Raw genomic sequence first — 22,318 nt, forward strand, 5'->3', positions numbered from 1 at the left:
ACCTCAATATACAATGCGACACAGTTATTGTATGGAATATAAATATCGAAATGTCAAGGAGTTAACCTTAAAACAGGTCTTGCTGCGGGTCTGAGTCAGGTAAGTGAACTCCCATTTCTCCGGGCGCTTTACGGTGTTTGCGAATGTATCGTTGGCGGCAAAGTTTAATCACATGCAGTTGTTGGGTAGGCGTCATATTGAGCCAATTGAAGCGTTCCTCCCGTTTGCGCATACATCCCTGACAGTAGCCTTTTTCGTCTACCGTACAAACGCCCACGCATGGGCTGGGGACAATGAAAAACTCTAGTTGCTCCAAAAAGTAACTCACCCATTAATGTGTCACTCATCTACTATATGTGAATTATAAGTAGATATTTATCAATAAGTTCCAATATGTGATTTAGTCCAAACTATGACTTAGGGCTGACAAAAACAGTGTTTTATTATCTATACTGCTCTCATCAGGCCTAGCAACAGGCTGACTTATCTACTTATTGGAGTTGATCTATTATGAAGCTTAGTCCAAAAACATTACTTGCAGCAATTGCCCTTCCTTTTGTTGTAACAGCATGTGCAAGCAATGGTGACGATGTGAAACAAATTACAGCTCAAGATCTACAGCACCACAACTGGGAGCTAGTGAGCATCGACGGTAATGACATTGTTCTTGAAGGCCGTCAGACTGCCCCTCGCCTAGAAGTTGGTGAAAAAATGACAGCAAACGGTAACGCTGGTTGTAACAACTTCTTTGGCCAAGCAGAGCTAAAAGACAACCAATTCCGTATTGAAAAAATGGGTATGACGATGAAAATGTGTATCGGCGACCTAATGGACGTTGAGCAAGCTTTCTCTCAAACTCTGTCAGATTGGAGCGATATGACTCTAACTAAAGACGCGTTGGTTCTTAAGAATGACGTTCACACACTAACGTTCAAACTTAATGACTGGAAGAACTAATCTGTTCTCACTTTGATTTAGAAAAGCAGCTCTCGAGCTGCTTTTTTTTGTTTTTGAGGCCTAATTTTCATACAACCCGTCAACAAACATATCAAATAGTTAATAAATCAGACTTTTTTCAGTCATAATGAATGAATAATTGGATTGCTCCGGTCTATCACACTGACCGTCACAACTATTCAACGAACAGGGACTATTATGACAAGGTTGATCACGTTACTCTCTACTTTACTCCTTTCTATTAGCGCTTACGCTAGTGAAGAGTGGCAACAAACACTAGAAGAAGCAAAAGGACAAACTGTTTATTTCCACGCATGGGGTGGCAGCCAAGAAATTAATCAATATATTCAATGGGCAGGCGCCAACCTAAAAGCCAATTACGATGTCACTCTTAAACATGTCAAAGTTACCGACATTGCAGAAACCACAGCCAGACTCATTGCAGAAAAAACCGCTGGTAAAAACAGTGGCGGCAGCGTCGATATGGTATGGATTAATGGTGAGAACTTTAAGTCAATGAAAGACAATCAACTTTTGTTTGGCCCTTTCACGCAAGCACTGCCAAACTGGCAGTACGTTGATCAATCGCTCCCTATAGACGTAGATTTCTCTGAACCTACTGAAGGTTTAGAAGCACCTTGGGGTGTCGGCCAATTAGTTTTTATTCATGATAAGTTAGCGCTCAACAACCCGCCACGTTCGTTTAGCGAGTTTCTGAGTTACGCAAAGGCATTTCCAAATCGCTTGAGCTATCCTCGTCCGCCGGAGTTTCATGGCACCAGTTTCTTGAAAGCCTTATTAGTCGAGCTTACCAATAACGATGCCTCGCTAATGAAGCCGGTCGATGAAAAGAGCTTCCAATTGGTGACGGCACCTTTATGGAAATACCTCGATGAGTTCCATACGGTTGCTTGGCGTGGCGGCAAACAATTCCCATCAGGTACCGCAGAGTCGATTCAACTACTTGATGATGGACAGATCGATCTCGCAATTACCTTCAACCCTAATGCGGTCTATTCAGCACAGGCGAATGGCAAGTTAGCCGAATCAACTCAAGCTTATGCGATGGACCAAGGTGCACTATCTAACATTCACTTCTTAGCGATTCCTTGGAACGCTAATGCGACGGCAGGTGCTCAAGTTGTCATCAACTACCTTTTAAGCCCAGAAGCACAATCACGTAAAGGTGATACGAGCATTTGGGGCGATCCATCAGTGCTAAGTAGTCAGTATCTAACAGGCACAGCGAAGAATACTCAACAATTTAAAGCGGTAGCTGAGCCGCACCCTAGCTGGCAAAGCGCGCTTGAGCAAGAGTGGCTAAAGCGTTACGGAAACTAATCTTGTGATCTTGCCTGCGTTATACCTTCTACTTATTGTCATATGTATTTTGCCTACCATCCCGGGATTGCTCGGGGTGGGATTGGCAGCCTTTGGGTATATCCCACCCGTGGGGTTAACCACTATCGGCATAGATGGCTTTACGCAGGTATTCAATTGGAGTGGTGTTAGTACCTCGATTACGCTAACCCTCTACTCAACAATTGTAAGCAGCTACCTTGCGTGCTTTATCACCTTCATCATCCTGCAATCTTGTTGGAACAAACGATTTTGGCGAGTGATAGAAACGACACTCTCTCCGTTACTCGCTATGCCTCATGTCGCTTTTGCTATTGGCTTTGCATTTCTTTTCTCGCCAACTGGCATTGGTGCTCGCGCCCTGTTTCACCTATTTGGTTATGATCCGAACAATCAATCAGTGTCTGATCTTGCTCTACTCATCAAAGATCCGTATGCGATTGGGCTGATTGTGATGCTCACGTTAAAAGAGATCCCTTTTTTACTGCTAATGAGCATTCCGATTATTCAGCAGTTGAAAGTTGAGCGTATTGAACAAGTCAGTGCTTCTTTAGGCTATAGCCGAGCTCAAACATGGTGGAAGTGCGTGTTGCCACAATGGCTGTCTAAGATGCGCTTCCCAATGTTTGCGGTGATTGCCTATAGCTTATCTGTGGTCGATGTTGCGCTGATTATCGGGCCGACAAACCCACCGACATTCGCCGTTCTTGTCTGGCAATGGTTCCACGACCCAGACTTAAGCTTATTACCCCGAGCATCAGCGGGTGCAGTCTTGCTATTTATCATCGCTACTTTGCTTATTAGTTTTGCCAGAGCAATTGAGTGGATTCTGATTCAAGGCTGGCGAAGCTGGCAATCCTCTGGACGCTTTGGTTTAAGACTGCCAGGACGCGGGCTATTTACCGGCTTAGTTGTGCTGACAGGTATGATGATCCCGTTAAAGGTATTGTGGAGCTTCGCCCAGCGTTGGCGCTTTCCTGATTTTCTTCCAAGTCAATATAGTGGTCGATTTTGGCAATACGAGTGGTCTAACATTTTGGGCACTCTGAGCCAAAGTCTATCCATTGCCGTTATTTGTGCGTCAGTCGCGTTGATACTGGCCGTAATTGCTCATGAATATCGCTTACGCTATCAATGGACATTGCCCCACTATCTCATCGCAATACCTATGCTAATCCCGCAGCTCTCGATTTTATTTGGTATCCAAGTCACAACGCTCTATATCGACAGTAGCGCTTATCTGTTTTGGGTTTGCTGGGCGCATGTATTCTTTATCTTTCCTTATGTCTATCTCTCACTAGATGGACCTTGGAAGAGCTACGATTCAGGGTTAACTCGTGTTGGACTAAGCTTGGGCAAATCTCCAATCCATGTGTGGCTGAAAGTGAAACTGCCGATATTGCTTCCTGCGGTGATGTTTGCATGGGCAATTGGCGTCAGTGTTAGCCTGGCACAATATCTGCCAACCTTGGTATTAGGCGCTGGTCGAATAAGCACCATCACCACAGAAGCCGTTGCGCTTTCAAGTGGCTTCGATCGAAGAGTCACCGCGATCTATGCCTTGTGGCAAGCATTATTGCCATTACTGTTTTTCTCTATTGCTATTGTACTTGGCCACTTCCACGCTAAGTATCGTAGGTTGTCTATAAAGGGATTGTTACCCAATGAGTCTTTGTCTCGAAAACCTCACCGTCTGTAAAAACGACGGCGAACCTCTGTTTACAGGCTTTTCTCTCGAAATAAATCGCGGGGAGATTGTCACCATCATGGGCCCAAGCGGTTGTGGCAAATCCACATTACTTAGCGCAATTGCCGGTCACCTTGCCGCTGATTTTACTCTCACGGGCGCAATTCAGCTCAATAAGCGCAATATTGGCCAGCAACCGGCCCATAAAAGGCAAGTAGGGATTCTTTTTCAAGATGACTTGCTGTTTCCGCATCTGACCATTGCTGAAAATCTCGCATTTGCTTTACCTGAATCAGTGAAAGGTGCTGAGAGAAAACAGCAAGCGGACGCTGCACTAACAAGCATCTCACTGAGCAAGTTGGCAAACGTATTCCCAGATCAAGTATCAGGTGGTCAGCGTGCCAGAATCAGTCTGACTCGCATGTTACTTGCTAAGCCTCAAGCGGTGCTTCTTGATGAGCCATTTAGCAAGCTCGACAAGATCCTTAGAGAGCAGTTTCGTGATTGGGTTATTAAGCAGCTGGCAAGAGAAAATATCCCAACGTTAATGGTGACTCATGACGAAGAAGATATCCCACCAAACAGTCGCTGTATTACTTGGCCCTGAGAGGAAGAAGCATGTTAGATAGATTTAGCATCAAGGTTATTCGATGGCCCCTGTCTCAATGTGCAGTGCTGATTGATAAAATGGGTGTAAGCGCGAATAAAGTGACCTTATTCGGCTTTGCGCTTGGATGTATGGCGTTTCCATCACTCATTGCTGAGCAATATACGTTGGCATTAATTTTTATCGTTCTCAACCGCGTTTGTGATGGGTTAGATGGTGCGCTCGCACGAATACAGGGTATCACCGATGCAGGCGGCTTCTTAGATATTAGCCTCGATTTTCTATTTTACTCGCTGATCCCTTTTGGCTTTGTGCTCGCCAATCCAGAGCAAAATGCCATTGCTGGCGCATTTTTGATTTTTTCATTTATTGGCACAGGGTCAAGCTTTCTCGCTTTCGCCACTCTGGCGGGAAAACGAGGCATCGATAACCCAGTCTATAAACACAAATCGCTCTACTACATGAGCGGCTTAACTGAGGGGACGGAAACCATTGGGTGTTTCATTGCTTTCTGCTTATTCCCTCAGCACTTTGCCATTATTGCTTATCTGTTTGGTGCCGCTTGCTGGTTTACTACGTTTACTCGAATTTATTCAGGTTTTCACACTCTGCACTGTGATCCGCTAAAACACGATAAAGAGTAAAAACGAGGCCACGACACCCGCACTAAAACTTGGAGTATGAAATCGGCTGCCGCGAGCACGAACATACTCTTTGGCTATCTCTTCTTGATAGGTTTTGATGCTTAGCTCTTTGATGTAATTGGTGTACATAACATTGTCCTCCTGACTAACTGTTAAACCAAGCTTAAAACCTCAAGTTAAGTTAAGATCAAGAACCGATTACAAAAAAGCGCCATTTGGCGCTTTAGTCGTAGAGGTTATTTAAACCTAAGTACTTTAAGTGAAGCCTCAGGGTCCGTATCTTCAAATTCTGGTGGGTTCTCTAAGCGCTCAATAAAGTTTAACTCTGGCGCTTCTTCCTTCATGCCATCAATCAAAAACTGGCTCGTCACCTGTGGTGAGTTAACACAGGCAATTACTTCCCCACCCTCGGCAAGAAGTTCAGGGAGTTTTCTTAAAATACGTTTGTAGTCTTTGGTTAACGCAAAGCTACCTTTTTGGAATGATGGCGGATCGATCACGATAAGATCATAACGGCCCATCTTTTTGATTTTTCCCCACGAACGGAAAATATCATAGCCTAAGAACTTAATCTGATTGATATTGTGCTCGTTGAGCTTGTGGTTCTCGCGACCTTTCGCCAGCGATCCTTTCGACATATCGACATTAACCACTTGATCAGCTCCACCAGCAATCGCAGCAACTGAAAATCCACACGTGTAGGCAAACAGATTAAGTACGTTCTTATGCTTTGAATTCTCTTTAACCCAATCACGCCCATAACGCATATCGAGGAACAAGCCGAAGTTCTGATTACGGCCAATATTTAGCTGGTATTTCAGTCCCGATTCATACACGACTGGCTGGCTTTCTAGTTCACCCAACACCACTTCAGAAGGTGCACCGTCCGCGTAACGATGCTGAACAACAATCGACTTACCCTGCTTTTGTTGCCACAAATCAGACTCAGACAGCCTTGCTAAGCCCTGCTTGAGCGTTTCAATAAACAACTCATCAACTTGTTTGAATATCGCAACAATTAATTGGCCTTGAATCCAATCACAGGTTAACTGCTCTAGACCCTCAAAACGACGGCCACGACCATGAAACAGTCGACGAACTTCGTTTGGCACCTCCGTTAACTGCAGATTTAGCTGTTCAAAGAACATCGGTAGTTTGTCAGCCTGCATAGTCGCAGGAATTACTTGTTGATCTTCGGCCATGATAACTCCCATGGGGTAAGCCAAGCTTCGATACCTTGGCATGTGATATCCGTGTTCCATTTACTTCCCAATACGTTGTGGTTTCTTGGGTCACAAACAAATTCAAAATCTTGATGTTGATAAGTGAAGCGAAGGGCAAAAGCGTGCAAATAACCACGATCCGACTCAGAGCCTGCATTGTAAATAGGATCACCGACAATCCCTGAACCGACAGATTTGAGCGCAACCCTAATTTGGTGCGTTTTTCCAGTATGTGGCTTACATAAGAAAAGTCTTTCACCCGGCTCTGCCGCCAGTGTGAAGAATTGAGTAATGGCAGGATTAGTCTGAGAGTTAAGCAGCTTCCACGAAGCGCGGCGTGAGCGCTCCATATCACCACTCACCAGTCCTTGTTTCTTTTTCGGCTTCTTACTCCCAATCGCAAGATAGTACTTTTCTACGCTACGCTGAGCAAACATCTGAGAGAGTTCACTGGCAGAAGAAGCGCTGCGCCCCAAGAGCAAAATACCAGAGGTCATTTTATCTAAACGATGGATGAGATAAAGCTTTGCGTCACCGGTCTGTTTGGCAACTTCTTGCAGTAACATGGTATCGCCATCATCCTTATGTACTGATACATTTGGATGTTTGCTGATGACAATAAAATCAGTGTGAGTGTGTAAGATATCGAACATTAAAACTGGCTCCACTTTGGACGCACGAGTATACCCGTAATCCCAGTGAAAGCCAGTTTCAAGTGTGCGGTTCTCAACCAGTTAGGTGCTAGCTTAGTTTGAATTTACCCACCAGTAGCTCTAACTCAGCAACTTTAGAGTTTAATCCTTCAACGTTTTGTGAACTGCTAGTTGCCAGTTGAAGAGAGCGCTCTGATATATCGCTGATCGCAGTAATATCTGCGGCAATTTCTTTAGTCACGTCAGTCTGCTCTTCTGCGGCAGTAGCAATCGAGTTAACCATCTCCTGCACGTTGGCGGCTCCTGCAACGATTTCTTCTAGCGCACTGACCGCTCCAGAGCTACGCTCTACGCCGATTTCAACCAACTGACAGCTCTCAACCGTATAAGTCACGGCCTCTTGAGTGCCTGATTGAATCTGCTGAATAATGCCGCCCACTTCTTTGGTCGCATTGGTCGTTCGTTCAGCCAGAGCTCGAACTTCATCAGCAACAACAGCGAAACCACGACCAAACTCACCAGCTCGAGCAGCCTCAATTGCAGCGTTTAACGCCAGTAGGTTAGTCTGTTCAGCGATTTCTTCAATTACTCGAATGACTGAACCAATTTGCCCACTGTGCTGACCAAGTCCGTTCATCTGCGTCGACATTTCTGTCATCTGCAAACTTACCTGCTGAATGGTGTCCACCATCTCAGTAATGACTTGTCGACCCGATTCAGCGCTACGTTCTGAGCGCTGAGCTTCTTCAAAGGTAGCTGAGCCTTGTTGTGCGACTTCTGAAATCGTTAGGCTAAGTTGTTCTGCGGCAGTTGCAATCAAATTGGCCTTATCTGCTTGAGATGACGCGCCATGAACGATGTCTTGGCTAACATTAGAAAGATCTCCCGTGACACTCTTCACTTCATTCGCCACGGCAGAGATTCCGCCGATCAAAGTCGTGAGTGATGCTTGCATCATATTGATTGACGCCGCCAGGTTGGCCAACTCATCGCCCGATTTATCGGCAATATCTTCTGCAGTCAGATCGCCGTTAGCGACCTTTTGCGCCACACTATCTAACTTGGTCAATCGCGTGGTAATTGAATTTGAAAGCACGAACGCAATAGAGCAAGTAAGGATCAAAGCGATAACAAACAAAATTAAGATCGTATTTTCAATGGTGTTAAATGATTCGGTCAAGCCAAGCAGAGAGTTGTCCGTATCTTCAATTTCTTCTGAAGAAGCCGCATCCAACAGCGCTTCGATTGGTGCTAAGTACGATTCGTACAGCGCACGCAGCGCTGAGATTTCTTGCTCTAAGGCATCTTTGTTACCCAACAAAGGTACGATATCTCGCTCAAACCCTTGCGTAAAACCATGCATCAGTTGTTCAATTTCTTCAACACGTTGATAATCAGATTTCCCCGGAGTCTCTAATGTTTTCACGTGTGCAATTGCATCAGCGAACTCTTGCTTATTGGCTTTGTAATCGCTAAGTGCACCCGGCACGCCAGTAATTGATCCTGTCGCGTCTCGATACACATCACCGGCTTCATCAATTAGGATCAAGTAGCCAACCACTTCAGGCACATCATCTTTTCTAATTTCATCAGCAACGGCATGTGATTTGGTCACTTCCATCCAGATGACACCCGCCATGATAGTCATAATGGTAAGAATACAGCCAAAACCGACGTACAACTTACTTCGAACAGACCATTTCACTATGCACCTTCCTATACTCAATGCTTAAGTAAACGTAGGATATTTCTTACTTATCGGCGGAAATGAACGATTCTTGAGGAATGTTATTACTAGAAACGAAAAAACCTCCCGTTTGGGAGGTTTTGAACTATATCGTTTTGCTACTGAAGAGCTAAAGCTTCTTAGAGAACACACCTGCTAGTGCGATGATACCAATACCTAACAGCATGATTGCACCTTTGCCGCTATCAAAGCCAGACTTGATGCCCATAAACGCTACGATTGCAATTGCTACAGGTATTACGTACTTAACTAGGTTGTACCATAGACCGAACAGTGGGAAAGATACTTCACCATCGTTAGTAATCTCTTTCTCTAGATCAGCGCGGTTTAGACGCCAGCCTGCAAAGATACATACCAACATACCGCCAACAGCTAGGAAGATCTTATCTGTTAGTAGGTCGAAGATATCAAATGCACCAGTACCAAATAGTGTTGGACCTACACCACCTAGTGATAGTGATGCGAACACACATAACGCTGCCATTACTACACTTGCAGAGATAACCGCTGTTGAACGCTTCAGGCCTTTTTCATCGATTAGGTAAGAAACCACAACCTCTAGCAGAGATACAGAAGACGTCAGTGCCGCTACTGTTAGGCCGACGAAGAACATCAAAGCAAATAGAAGACCAATTACGCCGCCCATCTCAGCAAACAGTTGAGGTACAACTACGAATACTAGACCTGGACCTGCTGCTGGCTCCATACCGAATGCGAACATTGCAGGGAACATTGCTACACCCGCTAGGATTGCAACACCTGTGTCCATTGCCGTAACCATACCGGTTGTTTGAATTAGGTTCTCTTTCTTCTTCAGGTAAGAACCGTATGTCATCATACAACCCATACCTAGACTTAGAGAGAAGAATGCCTGACCTAACGCCGCTAGAACGACATTGCTGTCTACTTTCGAGAAGTCTGGCATGAATAAGAACTCAAGGCCTGCCATTGCGCCCGGTAGCATCAGACCCTTCACTGATACAACGATCAGGATAAAGAATAGGAGAGGCATTAGGACTTTACCCGCTTTCTCGATACCGCCAGAAATACCTTTCATTACGATAATGATGTTTAGGAACAGGTAAATACCCATCCACATTAGCGGTTGAACCGGATCAGAAATGAATCCGCCAAAGCTATCACCGATTGCTTCTGGCGTGTTTAGTAGACCACCACCTACTTTAAAGATGTATGCTAGCGCCCAGCCACCTACTACAGGGTAGAAACCCATGATCAGTAGACCACTTAATACGCCGATAACACCTGTAAATGTCCAACGACGGTCAGTCGATTTAAACGCACCTACTGCTGATAGACCTGTCTTACGACCAATAGCGAATTCTGTAAGCATTACGCTAAAGCCGATAAAAATTACAAAAATTAGGTAGATAGCAACGAATGCACCACCACCACTTTCACCCGCGGTATAAGGAAACTTCCAAATATTGCCAAGACCTACAGCTGAACCTGCTGCAGCCATTACGAAGCCTAATTTAGACCCCCACGTATCACGGGGCTGTGCACTTGAACTAGTAGCCACGATTTACTCCATTAAAATCATTTTATAAGTTGTGTTTGCTTCTGTTAGGCGTCGAGAAAAGTGATTGTAAATTTATTTTTACACTTATTAGAATTTTGAGTGACGCTAACGTTGTAGCAAGTAAACCAGTTTAAGAATAAAATTGGAAGTCCAAAAAGTATATTTTCCCATCACAAATGTAATTAATATGTTTAAATGCTGTTTTTTTAGCCTTCAACATTCATTACACACCAGTTTTAACAGTCCCCTAACATATCTGTCCTATTTGTTTATCTATAGCCATGATTAGCTGATTTGCAAAAATCCTGCTTGTTGTTGTTCCTGTTGAGTTCTACTATTGGGAGTGCCATACACTTCTAGGTTATTGAATGGAAAAGTTTTATCACTTTCTTACACTTGCAGGGATTGCCTTTTACTGGATTCTAGTCGCAGGTGTGACAATTCGCGTCGTTCTTAAGCGACGTGCGGTTAGTGTTTCTCTAGCTTGGTTGATGATCATCTATATCATCCCAATTGTCGGAGTTGCGTGTTACTTCATGTTTGGAGAACTCAACTTAGGCCGCAAACGTGCAGAACGTGCCAAAGAGATGCTCGCCCCCTTTGCCAAGTGGTTCGCAAGCCTCAATAACTGTCACGCGCACTCTCCAGAAAGCTTTGGCCGCCACATCTACCGAATAGATGAACTTTGTAACAATCGCTTAGGTTTACCAGCTCTTTCGGGCAACTCACTATCTTTGCAAAGTTCACCCGATAAAATCCTTCATTCGATCATTGAAGATATAGAAAATGCACAAACGAGCATTCGTCTAGTCTTCTATATCTGGCATCCGGGAGGATTGGCAGACTCCGTTGCATCAGCGCTTATCCGCGCGGCAAAAAGAGGCGTAGATGTTAAATTATTACTAGATTCAGCAGGCAGCCCACGCTTTTTCCGTAGTCAGTGGGCTCAAATGATGCGTACTGCGGGTATTGAAGTGGTGCAAGCGCTTGAAGTCAGTCCTTGGCGTATTTTTCTAAGACGCCTCGATTTGCGACAACATCGTAAAATTATTGTTATCGATGAGAAGATTGCTTACACAGGCTCAATGAACTTAGTCGATCCAGCCTACTTCAAACAAAATTCTGGCGTTGGTCAATGGATTGATATTATGGTGCGTATTACCGGGCCAACAGTGAACGTTCTGTCAGCTATACACTGCTGGGACTGGGAAGTCGAAACGGGATCGCGCGAATTCCCGAAATCACCAGAATGCTCGATCAAACCGAATGAACCACAGCACCCTATTCAAGTGGTGCCGTCAGGCCCTGGTATGCCTGAGCATTTGATCTCTCAAGTTTTGACGCTAGCGATTAATCAAGCAAATCAATCTGTACGCATTACTACCCCTTACTTTGTGCCAAGTTCTGATCTACTAGAAACACTGAAAATGACCGCACAAAGGGGAATCAATGTTGAGTTGATCATCCCGCATAAAAATGACTCTATGATGGTTCAGTGGGCGTCTCGCGCTTTTTACAGTGAGCTCCTATCGGCAGGGGTTAAGATCTTCGAATTCTACGGTGGACTACTGCACACCAAATCAGTGGTGATCGATGAACAGTTCTGCTTAGTGGGCACGGTTAATATGGATATGCGCAGTTTGTGGCTCAACTTTGAACTGACTTTGGCGATCGACGACGAAGCGTTCACCAAAGAGATGTTTTGGCTACAGCAAAGCTATATCGACAATTCACACCAAATCGACTTTGACCAGTGGAAAAAACGTACGTTATCTTCACGCTTTTTGGAGCGCGTATTCTATCTATTCAATCCGCTACTTTAATCGGGCTTGCTATTCACGCTTTGCCATGGTTTAAATAAGGCAATATGTGATTAGATAAGGACTTCCAATGTCAGAGAGCAAGCAGACCAAATACGTTACCGCTGGTCGAGATAAGAAGTGGACCAACGGCGTTGTAAACCCTCCGGTACAACGCGCGTCAACCATCGTATTTGATACTGTAGCGGAAAAGCAGCAAGCGACAATTAACCGCGCCAATAAAACGCTTTTCTATGGCCGCCGTGGCACCAATACCCACTTTGCTTTCCAAGATGCAATGACAGAAATAGAAGGTGGTGCAGGATGTGCCCTTTACCCATGTGGTACTGCAGCCATCGCCAATGCTATTCTTTCGTTTGTTGAAACTGGCGACCATATTTTGATGGTTGATACCTGTTACGAGCCAACTCGCGATTTTTGTGACACCATCATGAAAAAGATGGGCGTCGAAACCACTTATTACCAACCGACCATTGGTGAAGGCATCCGCGACCTGATTAAACCCAATACCAAGGTTCTATTTTTGGAATCTCCGGGGTCAATCACCATGGAAGTTCAAGACGTCCCGACATTGTCCAAGATAGCTCACGAGCAAGATATCATCGTGATGCTCGACAATACGTGGGCTGCTGGGGTGAATTTCTCACCGTTTGAGCACGGTGTGGACATCTCGATTCAAGCGGCCACCAAGTACATCGTTGGCCACTCAGATGTCATGTTAGGTACAGCAGTCGCCAGCGAGAAGTATTGGGATCAACTACGCGAGCAAAGCTATTTGATGGGCCAATGTGTTTCTCCTGATGATGCATATTTGGGCTTACGTGGTATCCGAACGCTGGATGTGCGCCTTCGCCAACACGCAGAAAACAGTGTAAAAGTGGCCAAGTGGCTGCAATCTCGCCCAGAAGTGGATCATGTCCGCCACCCTGCACTTGAAACTTGCCCTGGTCATGAGTTCTTCAAACGTGACTTTACCGGTGGTAATGGCCTGTTTTCATTTGTCCTGAAGACAACTTACCCGCAAGCGACTACTGCACTTTTGGATGGCATGAAGCACTTCAGCATGGGTTACTCTTGGGGTGGTTATGAGAGCCTTATTCTAGCCAACGAGCCAAAGAGCTTTAATAGCTTACGTACCGTGGCTAACCCGAACTTTTCGGGCACTTTGGTTCGCCTACACATCGGTTTAGAAAATGTCGATGACCTGATCGCCGACTTAGAAGCAGGATTCTCGCGCTACAATGCGTTGATCTTAGAGAAAGAAGCAACAGCCTAAAGCTTATAGACTTAAGCACAACCACCAAAAAGCCTCGTTCGCGAGGCTTTTTAACAACCTAATTTTATTAATAAAAACCGCAACTCGCTTGTCCTGACTTGCGCTTTAACCCAACTGAGGCGTGTCGAAGACCTTGAACGAATTCATGACCAAAGCCGTTAGCCATACGAACTTGGCAGCGTAAACCAGCTGTCAATTCTCGCTATCGACGCTTTTTCGGACAATCAACTAAATGGTCATCGACCATACCCACCGCCTGCATGAACGCATAGCAAATGGTCTCGCCGACAAACTTAAAGCCCTTTTTCTTTAAGAACTTACTCATTTCCTTTGATTGCTCAGTAAAAGTTGGAACATCGCTCATTTCCGTCCAGTTATTGATGATAGGTTTACCATCAACAAACTGCCAAAGCGCATTAGATAGGCTGTCATACTCTTCTTTTAAAGCCAAAGCTGCGCGTGCGTTACTGAACACAGAATTAATCTTGCCCCGATGCTTAACCACATCGAAGTTTTCAATGATTCGCTCAACTTGTGACTCATCATAACTGGCTAGAATGTTCAAATCATAGCCTTCAAATGCCGCACGATACCCTTCTCTTTTCTTAAGAATGGTAATCCAACTGAGACCCGCTTGTGCGCCCTCTAAGGTAATGAACTCAAATAGGACGGTATCATCGTAAACCGGAACGCCCCACTCAGCATCATGATATTCGCGCTCTAGTTCGTGGTTCATTGCCCATGCACAGGTTGTATCCTTGCTCATCTAATATCTCCTTAAAAACAAACGCCCCTAACATAGTCAGGGGCGCTTGATTCGTTGTTATTCTTTAACTTGGCACTTTGACTTTGTGGAATAGACGATATAACACAGGTACGACAATAAGTGTCAGTACAGTGGCAAAGCCTAAACCAAACATGATGGTCACCGCCATTGGTTTGAAGAAGATATCAGGCAGTAGTGGGATCATACCTAAGATAGTGGTGATTGCCGCCATACATACCGGGCGTACACGACTAAGCGATGCGTCAACAACCGCTAGATATGGGTCTTTACCTGACTTCATTTCAATTTCAATCTGATCCAGCAGTACGATACCGTTTTTCAGTAGCATACCCGATAGACTCAAGAAACCGAGCAGCGCCATAAAGCCAAACGGGGTGTTCAGAGCGAGCAGACCCGTGGTTACACCAATGATCGCCAGTGGCACCGTTAACCATACAATCAACGGCTCTTTGACCGAGTTGAATAGGAACACGGTTACTAGGAACATAAACAAGTAACCCATCGGCATTGTGGTAAATAGTGAAGCTTATGCGTCACCTGAGGACTCATACTCCCCCCCCCACTCTAGCGAGTAGCCTGGCGGCATTTCAATCGCTTCGATTTGTGGCATTAAACGTTTCTGTAATGTCGAAGCGGTCTCTTCACCAAGAAGGTCAGGATCCGCCATAACCGTTAGCATACGTTTACGGTTCTTACGCACAATAATTGGATCTTCCCAACGCAGGTCATAACCCATTGTAATTTGCTGCAATGGGATGTATTCACTCAGCGCAGGACTCCAAATCTTCATCCCTTCGATATTGCGAATATCGACACGTTCATCTTCCGGCAAACGAGCTACAATCGGCATCAAGGTTGTACCGTCACGATAAACACCGATCGCTTTTCCAGAGAACGACATCGCTAAGAACTCATCCACATCAGACTTAGTGATACCGTAACGACGAGCTTGGCTTTCGTTAAACTGTGGCTCTAGTACCTTAGTACGCTCACGCCAGTCATGTCGAACGTTGGTCGCACCTGGGTCAGCGTGCATGATCTCTTCAACTTGTTTGGCAATACCACGCAATATCGTTGGGTCAGAGCCAATAATACGAGCTTCAATCTTAGCGCCGCCACCTGGACCTAATTCGATCTGCTTCAACTTGTAGTTGATCTCTGGGAAGTTTTTCTCAAGATGCTGTCTGAAATTCGCCATCAAACCAGCAAGCTTTTCATAATCCGTCACGCGAGTCGTGATCTCACCATAGGCAGCATAGCTCTTTTCAGGCGCGTAAGTCAGCATAAAGCGCTGTAGGCCTTTACCTGCGGTGGTGGTGATATGATCGACGCCATCTTGCTCCGAAATCCATGACTCTAACGCCTTTAATTTGGTGTTAGTTGCACGAATGTCTGTCCCTTCTGGTAGCCAAATATCCGCTTGGAAGATTGGCGTTGTTGATGAAGGGAAAAATGACTGTTTGACTTGCGTAAAGCCTGCAATGCTAGCAGCAAGACCGAGAATCAAGACAATGACCGTCAACCATGCGCGCTTCATACAGAACTCTAAGAAGCCCTTATACAGCACGAAAATCATACCGTTGTATGGGTCACTATCTTCGCCATCATGCTTGAACTTCTGACCTTTAAAGAAGATGTCAGCAAAAAACGGTGTCAGCGAGATAGCGGTAAACCAACTTAGCATTAACGATATCAACAGCACGGTAAATAGAGTTCCACAATATTCACCAGTTGCGTCTTCAGACAAACCGATTGGTGCAAACGCGGTAACAGCAATAACCGTTGCACCTAACAGTGGCCACTTGGTTTGTGTAACAATGTCGGTGGCCGCTTGCATCCTAGTGCGGCCTTTCTGCGTCCCTATCAATATCCCTTCGACGACCACGATGGCATTATCCACCAGCATACCCAGCGCGATAACCAACGCACCTAACGAAATACGCTGTAGATCGATGGCAAAATACTTCATAAAGATAAAGGTACCCAGTACCGTCAACAGAAGAATCAAACCAATCAATAGACCAGAGCGTAAGCCCATAAAGAACAGCAGAACAATGATTACAATCGCAACCGCCTGACCTAGACTGACAACAAAGCCGCTAACGGATTTATCTACCTCTTTTGGCTGGCTGTAGATTTCAGAAATATCAACGCCAACAGGTTGTTGGAACTTCAATTCTGCTAAGCGGCGATCAAAGCGCTTACCCACCTCAACCACGTTGACCCCTTGAGCGAATGACACACCAAGGTTTAGCGCAAGGTCACCATTGAACGTGATGATATTGGTCGGCACTTCAACATAGCCACGCTTAATCTCTGCCACGTCTTTCAAGTAGATGAGGCCCTGAGCACCACTTTCAGTAATGATCAAATCACCTAACTGGTCGACATTTTGGAACTCGCCAGTTGGATGAATACGGATATATTCGTCACCAATTCGGATCGCCCCTGCGTCAGAGACCACATTCTGGGTCGAGAGTAAGTTAAATACGGTATTTGGCGAGAGACCTAAGCTGCTTAAGCGCTTCATCGACACCTCAATAAAGACTTGCTCTTGCTGCTGACCTGATACCGAGACCTTACTCACTCCATCAATTAGCTCTAGCTCACGCCTTAAGTAATCGACGTAATCAAGCAATTCCTTATAGCTGTAACTATCACCTGTTACCGCTAATAAGATCCCGTAAACATCACCGAAATCATCGATAACCTGAGGATCGTTCACCCCCGGCGGCAATTGCCCTTTCAAGTCATTAACTTTACGACGTAGCTCATCCCAGATCTGCGGTAAATCATCAGGACCATAGTTATTTTTCATGGTCACGGTGATCTGAGATAGCCCGCGACTAGAAATGGAGTTCACTTCATCAACATAGGTCAGTTGCTGAATCGCTTTCTCAAGCGGGTAAGTCACCTCTTCTTCCACTTGCTGAGGCGTTGCCCCTGGGTAAGAGGTCACCACCATCGCATCTTTAATGGTAAACGCCGGATCTTCTAGTCGGCCTAAGCCAAAGAAAGCCGCTGCACCGCCGATAAGAAAGATCAGTGAAATCATCCAACTGATCACTCGGTTGCGGATAAAGTACGCCGCGATCCCTGTGATATCGTCATCGCTTTGAGGCGAGTTCACTTTGTTATCACTCATTACCAGCCTCCTGCTCGATCACTTCAACTTCCAGTCCTTCGGTTAATCGCGACATACCCGCAATCACAACGACTTGCTCATTAGTCAAACCTTCTAAAATCTGCACAGCATCTTTACTCGCTTTGCCTGTTTTCACTAATTGCTTAGTTACCGTGTTATCTGAGTTGAGAACCCAAACGTATTTATTATCCCGTCCAAGATCATCACCATCACCGTTGAAAATCGCTTCAATCGGGATGCGTACCCCCGCATTAAGGTCAAGGCCAATGTCTTCACCTTTCGAGGTCACCGATACCGCCATGCCATCGAGAATGTATTCATTTTCAGGCATTGGCAGCGATAACGTCACCGTAAAAGTACCTGTGGCAGGGTCTGGCTCAGTGGTGAACTCCTTAATTTGCGCGCTGTATTCATTGCCGCTCGGAACCTTCACAAGCGCATTAACCTTTTCAAGCGCCTCTTGGCTTGGTTGATTAATGTACAGGCGGTCAGGGAGCTGAATCAATACCTCAACGTCCTCGACACTGTGAATGTTCACTACTTGCTGGCCTACTTGAATATTCTCAAACTGATCCGTACTGACGCGAGAGATTATCCCGTCTACTGGCGCTTTTAGTTTGGTAAACGACAGACGCAGCTTGGAAAGTTCCAGCTCAGCTAGAGCGATCTGTCTGTTGGCGGCAATTTCATCAAATTGTGATTTTGCCAACAGCCCCTTCTCTACCAGAGGCTTTGAGCGTTTGTACTGGCTATTGACTACGCTGTACCGAGCGGTGGCGTTGTCCACGTCCAATTGATAGTCGGTTGGGTCAAGCTCAGCAATCAAATCGCCTTTTTTAAGTTGATCACCTTCTTTCACATAAATCTTGCTTATCTCCCCGGCCACTCGAAAGCTTAAATGAGAACGTTCAGCGGCATTCGCTACTGCAGGGAAATAAAGCCTGTCTTCTTGTACATCACTATTGGAAAGTTCAAGCACCTTCACTTTAGGCACGCCAAAATCAACATACTGTAGTTCACCACCACAACCAGCCAAAAGCGCTGCCGTCGACAATGCGCAGAGATTCATCCATTGCTTCATCTTATAGGCCTCGCTCTTTAACCCATTCACGAACCTTAATTCCCGGTTCGATCCCTGCCACACCAGAAGTAATGATCTGGTCACCTTCATTTAAGCCGCTTTCAACTTGGCGCTTGTCATTGAGCTCGACTTGAGCCTTAGCGACTATGCCTTGTTCATCAACGCGCCATACATACATCTGGCCATTTTCATCCATCAGCGCTGACTCTGGGATTCTAGTTGCGCCAGTCGACTCAACCGCGACATGAACTGCGCCTGCCATGCCGGGTAAAATGCCTACATCACTTGGTCTTTCCATAACCATGGTCACCTTATACGAACCCGTCTTAGGATCGGCTTCAGTGTCGACTTCTTGGAAGATTAGCTCGTACTGATTTTGTGGAAAGGCATCAAACGTCATGGTCGCGGTTAAGTTCACACCACTGGCAAATCGGTTCAACAAATGGTCCGGTAGTTGAAAAATTACCTTCATCAGTTGGTTGGTTTGAATGTTCATCACGCCTTGCTTCGCCGCAATGTACTCATGGTTTTCTGCAGGAATAAGAGAGATGGTTCCTTCATAAGGAGCCACAAGCTGAGTGTAACGTAAATTGGCTTTCGCTTGCTCTAACGTCGCTTTTGCAGAGTTGTGGTTAGCTTTCGCTTGGTCAAAGTCTTGTTCAGAGACGACTTTATCTTTACGCAGCTTTTTGTAACGCTGGTACTGAACATCCGCTAGACGAAATTGCGCTTCGGCTTGTTTAGCCAGCAAGGTGTACTCATCAGGGTTTAAGGATGCAAGTACATCGCCTTTTTTAACCGGTTGTCCAGCCAATACATCTATCGATTGCATTTGGCCAGGTACGCGAAACGCGAGTACAGCTTTATCACCAGCTTCAGACGTTGCAGGAAAAGTTCGCTCAAACTGGGCATTGCCAACGGAAACTGTAAATAACTTTGCGGGCCTAGAATCAGGCTCAGGAACAGGTGGAAGCTCCTTGCCACAGCCACTCAAAGCAGCCGTTATTGCAAGAAGCAATACAGATTTATGCATAGTCAATCATCCATTTGTATCTATTAGGTACAAAGATAGATGAAGGCTAACGTGACTTCCATAGCGATGGCAGTAAATTACTATGAAAATTAATAATTTGCTTGGGTATGCCGACAATGTCGCAAAAGCGAACAAAGAATAATTATAGGAAAAGCACTCTAAGCATAGAGTGCCTTAAAAAGTGGAGTTACAGCGATTTAAACTCTCGATCGACTTTAAATGCATCAGAGGTCACATACGCCTCTAGATTACGTAGTTGATTTTCTAGCTGAGAGAAATCTTTTTCTATTGTGTTTAGCAATAACTCTGGCGTCTGGCCTCGCTTCCATGGTTTATTTTTCAGCTTGTGCTCTTGCTCTGCTTTCATCGCTTCAACATAATTTTTCGGCTGCTTTTCAAGCATAAGCGTCATTGCGATATAGGCGAGCAATACTAGGAAGCTCCCTCCTAATAACGCCGCAGAAATCACTAGAATTCTCACTAACCACACTTCTAATGAAAAGTAGTTAGCAAGACCGGCACAAACCCCGGAGATCTTACCATTGAGCGTATCTCTGTAAAGCTCTCGTTTAGTCATAACGGCGTCTCCAACTTGGCGACTCCGCATCGAGAATTCGCTCTAACGTATCGACGCGCTTTTGCATGTTTTCCGCTTTCTCAGATAGCGACTCTAGACGCTGCAAGTCTTCTTGCGATAACCCAGTGCTGGCATTCTTTTTACTTCTGTAATGCAAAAACAACCACAACGGGGCAACGAAAATGAGAAAGACAATTAACGGGCCAGCGATCAGAAATGACGACATATATAACTCCTTAAATGGGTAGGATGAGTGGGCTTAGCACCCATCTACCTAGCTAAACTAACAAAAACAAATTGGAATTACTTTTTATCTTCCATTTGCTGTTTTAATTTCTCTAGCTCTTTTTCAATCTCATCTTGCGCTTGAAGCTCGGCAAATTCCTGATCAAGCGATTTGGCGTTGCCGGTTTTCGCGTACAAGTCGGCTTCCGCTTCCATTTCATCAATCTTACGCGAGTACTGCTCAAACTTCGCCATCGCTTCGCTTGTTCTTGCCGTGTGAAGATGTTTTTGCACGTCACGACGGTTTGATGCTGTTTGGCTACGAATGGCTAATGCTTGTTGCTTGGCGCGAGTCTCAGTGATCTTGGTTTCTAATTTTCCAATCTCGCCGGTTAGCTTTTCAATCGTCTCTTCTACCAAAGTTTGCTCAGTATGAAGGCCTTTTAGCATCTCTTGTAGTTTTTGCTTTTCAATCAGTGCAGCGCGAGCTAAATCTTCACGCTGTTTCGCCAATGCCAATGTCGCTTTGTTTTGCCACTCTTCAATAGTCGCTTCAATAGAGTCTACTTTACGTGCTAGCTCTTTTTTATCCGCAATGGCTTTTGCAGAGTTAGTACGCACTTCTACTAGTGTGTCTTCCATTTCTTGGATGATAAGACGGATCATCTTTTCTGGATCTTCAGCTTTATCTAATAGAGCGCTGATGTTTGAATTAACGATGTCTGCAAATCGAGAGAAAATACCCATAGCGAGGCTCCTTATGTTGATAATATTGGAACACAGCCAGCTGTACTCCGTATAAATTCATTTGGTGTTACCTAATGCTAAGTAATACTCCAATTAACGTGCCAACTTTTAATCCTCATAAAATCAAACACTTAATAAATAATACATTGCAATCCCTCGCTTCCTGTGATGAATTTAACCAACAGTAGGTAAATTTCGCCACGGAGTCAGTCATGCAACAAAACTTGATTGGAGAGTCGCCCGCTTTCCTATCGGTACTGGATAAAGTATCTAAATTGGCAGCAATCGAACGTCCTGTTCTCATTATTGGTGAGCGCGGTACAGGTAAAGAACTGATTGCTCAGCGACTCCACTACTTATCGAAGCGCTGGGACCAGCCGCTTATCTCGCTCAACTGCTCGACATTAAGTGAAGGGCTGATTGACTCTGAATTATTTGGTCATGAACAAGGCTCATTTACTGGCTCAAAAGGGCGTCATAAAGGTCGCTTTGAGCGCGCAGAAAACGGCACCTTGTTTCTCGATGAGCTCGCTACAGCGCCTTTACTGGTTCAAGAAAAACTGCTTCGAGTGATTGAATACGGTCAATATGAGCGTGTCGGTGGCCACCAGCTCCTCAACGCCAATGTTCGCCTAGTCTGCGCCACCAATGCAGACCTTCCACAAATGGCAACCCAAGGAGGCTTTCGCGCGGATTTACTCGATAGACTGGCATTCGATGTCATTCACCTACCGCCTCTAAGAGAGCGTCAAGAAGATATCTTGCTGCTCGCAGAATACTACGCAATCAAAATGTGTCGTGAACTCGGCTTTGAGTACTTTGTTGGATTCACTCCATCTGCAGAGCAAGACTTACTCGCTTATCCATGGCCAGGAAACGTTCGAGAGCTCAAAAACGTGATTGAACGCGCCGTCTATCAACATGGTGTGCAAGATACTCCGATTGACGATCTAATCTTTGATCCTTTCCAATCAAGCTGGCTAGCCCCCGAAGACACCGATGCCCAAAAGCCAGACCTCGCCACGGTGCAATCATTTCAATTTCCGCTCAATTATAAGCAGTGGCAAGAAGAGCAAGACCAACTCATACTTAAGGCAGCATTGGTTCAGAGTCAGTACAACCAGAAGAAAGCAGCTGAGCTTTTGGAGCTGAGTTATCACCAATTGCGAGGGATGGTTCGTAAGCATGACCTCACCAACGACAGTTAACC

Annotated in this window: 20 protein-coding genes and 1 pseudogene; 8 read left to right on the forward strand and 13 right to left on the reverse strand. The window is 45.3% G+C overall.

Translation table 11 applies throughout. The features are described 5' to 3' along the window. Positions 1 to 67 precede the first annotated feature (67 nt). Positions 68 to 316, reverse strand: coding sequence for a DUF1289 domain-containing protein (locus ACU01J_RS16855; RefSeq protein WP_481086789.1), 249 nt, complete (start codon positions 314 to 316; stop codon positions 68 to 70). Positions 317 to 510: 194 nt separating this feature from the next. Between ACU01J_RS16855 and ACU01J_RS16860 the strand changes: the two genes are divergently transcribed. The 5 genes from ACU01J_RS16860 to ACU01J_RS16880 all read left to right on the forward strand — a co-directional run bounded on the left by ACU01J_RS16860 (position 511) and on the right by ACU01J_RS16880 (position 5,254). Further along, entirely contained in the window at positions 511 to 957 is a 447-nt protein-coding gene (locus ACU01J_RS16860; protein WP_481086754.1) for an META domain-containing protein, read from the forward strand. 198 nt (positions 958 to 1,155) lie between these two features. Continuing rightward, the gene (locus ACU01J_RS16865) at positions 1,156 to 2,298 is read left to right on the forward strand and encodes an ABC transporter substrate-binding protein (RefSeq protein WP_481086755.1); all 1,143 of its coding nucleotides are present in this window, start codon (positions 1,156 to 1,158) and stop codon (positions 2,296 to 2,298) included. Between the two features lie 7 nt (positions 2,299 to 2,305). Further along, positions 2,306 to 4,015: an ABC transporter permease gene (locus ACU01J_RS16870; protein ID WP_481086790.1), complete on the forward strand. Its 1,710-nt coding sequence runs from the start codon at positions 2,306 to 2,308 to the stop codon at positions 4,013 to 4,015. After that, positions 3,981 to 4,610, forward strand: a complete 630-nt coding sequence (locus ACU01J_RS16875) for an ATP-binding cassette domain-containing protein (RefSeq protein ID WP_481086756.1) — start codon at positions 3,981 to 3,983, stop codon at positions 4,608 to 4,610. Before ACU01J_RS16870 ends, ACU01J_RS16875 begins: the two co-directional genes overlap by 35 nt. Before the next feature lie 11 nt (positions 4,611 to 4,621). After that, on the forward strand, positions 4,622 to 5,254 hold the full coding sequence (locus ACU01J_RS16880) for a CDP-alcohol phosphatidyltransferase family protein (protein ID WP_481086757.1): 633 nt from the start codon (positions 4,622 to 4,624) through the stop codon (positions 5,252 to 5,254). On the opposite strand, the gene ACU01J_RS16885 is transcribed toward ACU01J_RS16880, so the two are convergent. The 5 genes from ACU01J_RS16885 to ACU01J_RS16905 all read right to left on the reverse strand — a co-directional run bounded on the left by ACU01J_RS16885 (position 5,234) and on the right by ACU01J_RS16905 (position 10,417). After that, positions 5,234 to 5,383 (reverse strand): hypothetical protein, encoded by a 150-nt coding sequence (locus tag ACU01J_RS16885; protein WP_481086758.1) that lies wholly within the window; start codon positions 5,381 to 5,383, stop codon positions 5,234 to 5,236. The genes ACU01J_RS16880 and ACU01J_RS16885 overlap by 21 nt on opposite strands. Positions 5,384 to 5,490: 107 nt before the next feature. Next, positions 5,491 to 6,423, reverse strand: coding sequence for a class I SAM-dependent methyltransferase (locus ACU01J_RS16890; protein ID WP_481086791.1), 933 nt, complete (start codon positions 6,421 to 6,423; stop codon positions 5,491 to 5,493). An 11-nt stretch (positions 6,424 to 6,434) separates the two neighbouring features. Next, a complete protein-coding gene (locus ACU01J_RS16895; RefSeq protein WP_481086759.1) occupies positions 6,435 to 7,130 on the reverse strand; it encodes a TIGR01621 family pseudouridine synthase in 696 nt (231 codons plus the stop codon). 88 nt (positions 7,131 to 7,218) lie between these two features. After that, positions 7,219 to 8,835, reverse strand: a complete 1,617-nt coding sequence (locus ACU01J_RS16900) for a methyl-accepting chemotaxis protein (RefSeq protein ID WP_481086760.1) — start codon at positions 8,833 to 8,835, stop codon at positions 7,219 to 7,221. Positions 8,836 to 8,986: 151 nt separating this feature from the next. After that, positions 8,987 to 10,417 (reverse strand): sodium-dependent transporter, encoded by a 1,431-nt coding sequence (locus tag ACU01J_RS16905; RefSeq protein WP_481086761.1) that lies wholly within the window; start codon positions 10,415 to 10,417, stop codon positions 8,987 to 8,989. 368 nt (positions 10,418 to 10,785) lie between these two features. Between ACU01J_RS16905 and cls the strand changes: the two genes are divergently transcribed. Beyond that, a complete protein-coding gene (gene cls, locus ACU01J_RS16910; RefSeq protein WP_481086762.1) occupies positions 10,786 to 12,240 on the forward strand; it encodes a cardiolipin synthase in 1,455 nt (484 codons plus the stop codon). Positions 12,241 to 12,307: 67 nt separating this feature from the next. After that, entirely contained in the window at positions 12,308 to 13,513 is a 1,206-nt protein-coding gene (locus ACU01J_RS16915) for a cystathionine beta-lyase (RefSeq protein WP_481086763.1), read from the forward strand. Between the two features lie 202 nt (positions 13,514 to 13,715). Here ACU01J_RS16915 and ACU01J_RS16920 read toward each other — a convergent pair whose 3' ends face one another. The 7 genes and pseudogenes from ACU01J_RS16920 to pspA all read right to left on the reverse strand — a co-directional run bounded on the left by ACU01J_RS16920 (position 13,716) and on the right by pspA (position 21,108). Then, a complete protein-coding gene (locus ACU01J_RS16920) occupies positions 13,716 to 14,279 on the reverse strand; it encodes a DNA-3-methyladenine glycosylase I (protein ID WP_481086764.1) in 564 nt (187 codons plus the stop codon). A 64-nt stretch (positions 14,280 to 14,343) separates the two neighbouring features. Continuing rightward, a pseudogene (gene vmeI, locus ACU01J_RS16925) lies at positions 14,344 to 17,445 on the reverse strand (efflux RND transporter permease subunit VmeI). Next, positions 17,438 to 18,526: an efflux RND transporter periplasmic adaptor subunit gene (locus tag ACU01J_RS16930; protein WP_481086765.1), complete on the reverse strand. Its 1,089-nt coding sequence runs from the start codon at positions 18,524 to 18,526 to the stop codon at positions 17,438 to 17,440. Before ACU01J_RS16930 ends, vmeI begins: the two are co-directional and overlap by 8 nt. Position 18,527: 1 nt before the next feature. After that, positions 18,528 to 19,559 carry an efflux RND transporter periplasmic adaptor subunit gene (locus tag ACU01J_RS16935; protein WP_481086766.1) on the reverse strand — a complete coding sequence of 344 codons (1,032 nt, stop codon included), beginning with the start codon at positions 19,557 to 19,559 and terminating at the stop codon, positions 18,528 to 18,530. A gap of 187 nt (positions 19,560 to 19,746) precedes the next feature. Continuing rightward, positions 19,747 to 20,166 (reverse strand): envelope stress response membrane protein PspC, encoded by a 420-nt coding sequence (gene pspC / locus ACU01J_RS16940; protein WP_481086767.1) that lies wholly within the window; start codon positions 20,164 to 20,166, stop codon positions 19,747 to 19,749. Next, positions 20,129 to 20,362, reverse strand: coding sequence for an envelope stress response membrane protein PspB (pspB, locus tag ACU01J_RS16945; RefSeq protein ID WP_053438612.1), 234 nt, complete (start codon positions 20,360 to 20,362; stop codon positions 20,129 to 20,131). Before pspB ends, pspC begins: the two co-directional genes overlap by 38 nt. A gap of 77 nt (positions 20,363 to 20,439) precedes the next feature. Further along, positions 20,440 to 21,108, reverse strand: coding sequence for a phage shock protein PspA (gene pspA / locus ACU01J_RS16950; RefSeq protein WP_481086768.1), 669 nt, complete (start codon positions 21,106 to 21,108; stop codon positions 20,440 to 20,442). A 212-nt stretch (positions 21,109 to 21,320) separates the two neighbouring features. Here pspA and pspF point away from each other — a divergent pair, with 212 nt between their 5' ends. Then, positions 21,321 to 22,316 carry a phage shock protein operon transcriptional activator gene (gene pspF, locus ACU01J_RS16955; RefSeq protein ID WP_481086769.1) on the forward strand — a complete coding sequence of 332 codons (996 nt, stop codon included), beginning with the start codon at positions 21,321 to 21,323 and terminating at the stop codon, positions 22,314 to 22,316. The last annotated feature ends 2 nt before the right edge of the window (positions 22,317 to 22,318 follow it).

It is taken from the genome of Vibrio sp. 2433-A1 (assembly GCF_056726085.1).

Bases quoted from the DNA above. Each gene is read 5' to 3' on its own strand.
- ACU01J_RS16860 (WP_481086754.1), top strand. From the start codon at position 511: ATGAAGCTTAGTCCAAAAACATTACTTGCAGCAATTGCCCTTCCTTTT.
- ACU01J_RS16865 (WP_481086755.1), top strand. From the start codon at position 1,156: ATGACAAGGTTGATCACGTTACTCTCTACTTTACTCCTTTCTATTAGC.
- ACU01J_RS16875 (WP_481086756.1), top strand. From the start codon at position 3,981: ATGAGTCTTTGTCTCGAAAACCTCACCGTCTGTAAAAACGACGGCGAA.
- ACU01J_RS16880 (WP_481086757.1), top strand. From the start codon at position 4,622: ATGTTAGATAGATTTAGCATCAAGGTTATTCGATGGCCCCTGTCTCAA.
- ACU01J_RS16885 (WP_481086758.1), bottom strand. From the start codon at position 5,383: ATGTACACCAATTACATCAAAGAGCTAAGCATCAAAACCTATCAAGAA.
- ACU01J_RS16890 (WP_481086791.1), bottom strand. From the start codon at position 6,423: ATGCAGGCTGACAAACTACCGATGTTCTTTGAACAGCTAAATCTGCAG.
- ACU01J_RS16895 (WP_481086759.1), bottom strand. From the start codon at position 7,130: ATGTTCGATATCTTACACACTCACACTGATTTTATTGTCATCAGCAAA.
- cls (WP_481086762.1), top strand. From the start codon at position 10,786: ATGGAAAAGTTTTATCACTTTCTTACACTTGCAGGGATTGCCTTTTAC.
- ACU01J_RS16915 (WP_481086763.1), top strand. From the start codon at position 12,308: ATGTCAGAGAGCAAGCAGACCAAATACGTTACCGCTGGTCGAGATAAG.
- ACU01J_RS16920 (WP_481086764.1), bottom strand. From the start codon at position 14,279: ATGAGCAAGGATACAACCTGTGCATGGGCAATGAACCACGAACTAGAG.
- ACU01J_RS16930 (WP_481086765.1), bottom strand. From the start codon at position 18,526: ATGAAGCAATGGATGAATCTCTGCGCATTGTCGACGGCAGCGCTTTTG.
- ACU01J_RS16935 (WP_481086766.1), bottom strand. From the start codon at position 19,559: ATGCATAAATCTGTATTGCTTCTTGCAATAACGGCTGCTTTGAGTGGC.
- pspC (WP_481086767.1), bottom strand. From the start codon at position 20,166: ATGCGGAGTCGCCAAGTTGGAGACGCCGTTATGACTAAACGAGAGCTT.
- pspB (WP_053438612.1), bottom strand. From the start codon at position 20,362: ATGTCGTCATTTCTGATCGCTGGCCCGTTAATTGTCTTTCTCATTTTC.
- pspA (WP_481086768.1), bottom strand. From the start codon at position 21,108: ATGGGTATTTTCTCTCGATTTGCAGACATCGTTAATTCAAACATCAGC.
- pspF (WP_481086769.1), top strand. From the start codon at position 21,321: ATGCAACAAAACTTGATTGGAGAGTCGCCCGCTTTCCTATCGGTACTG.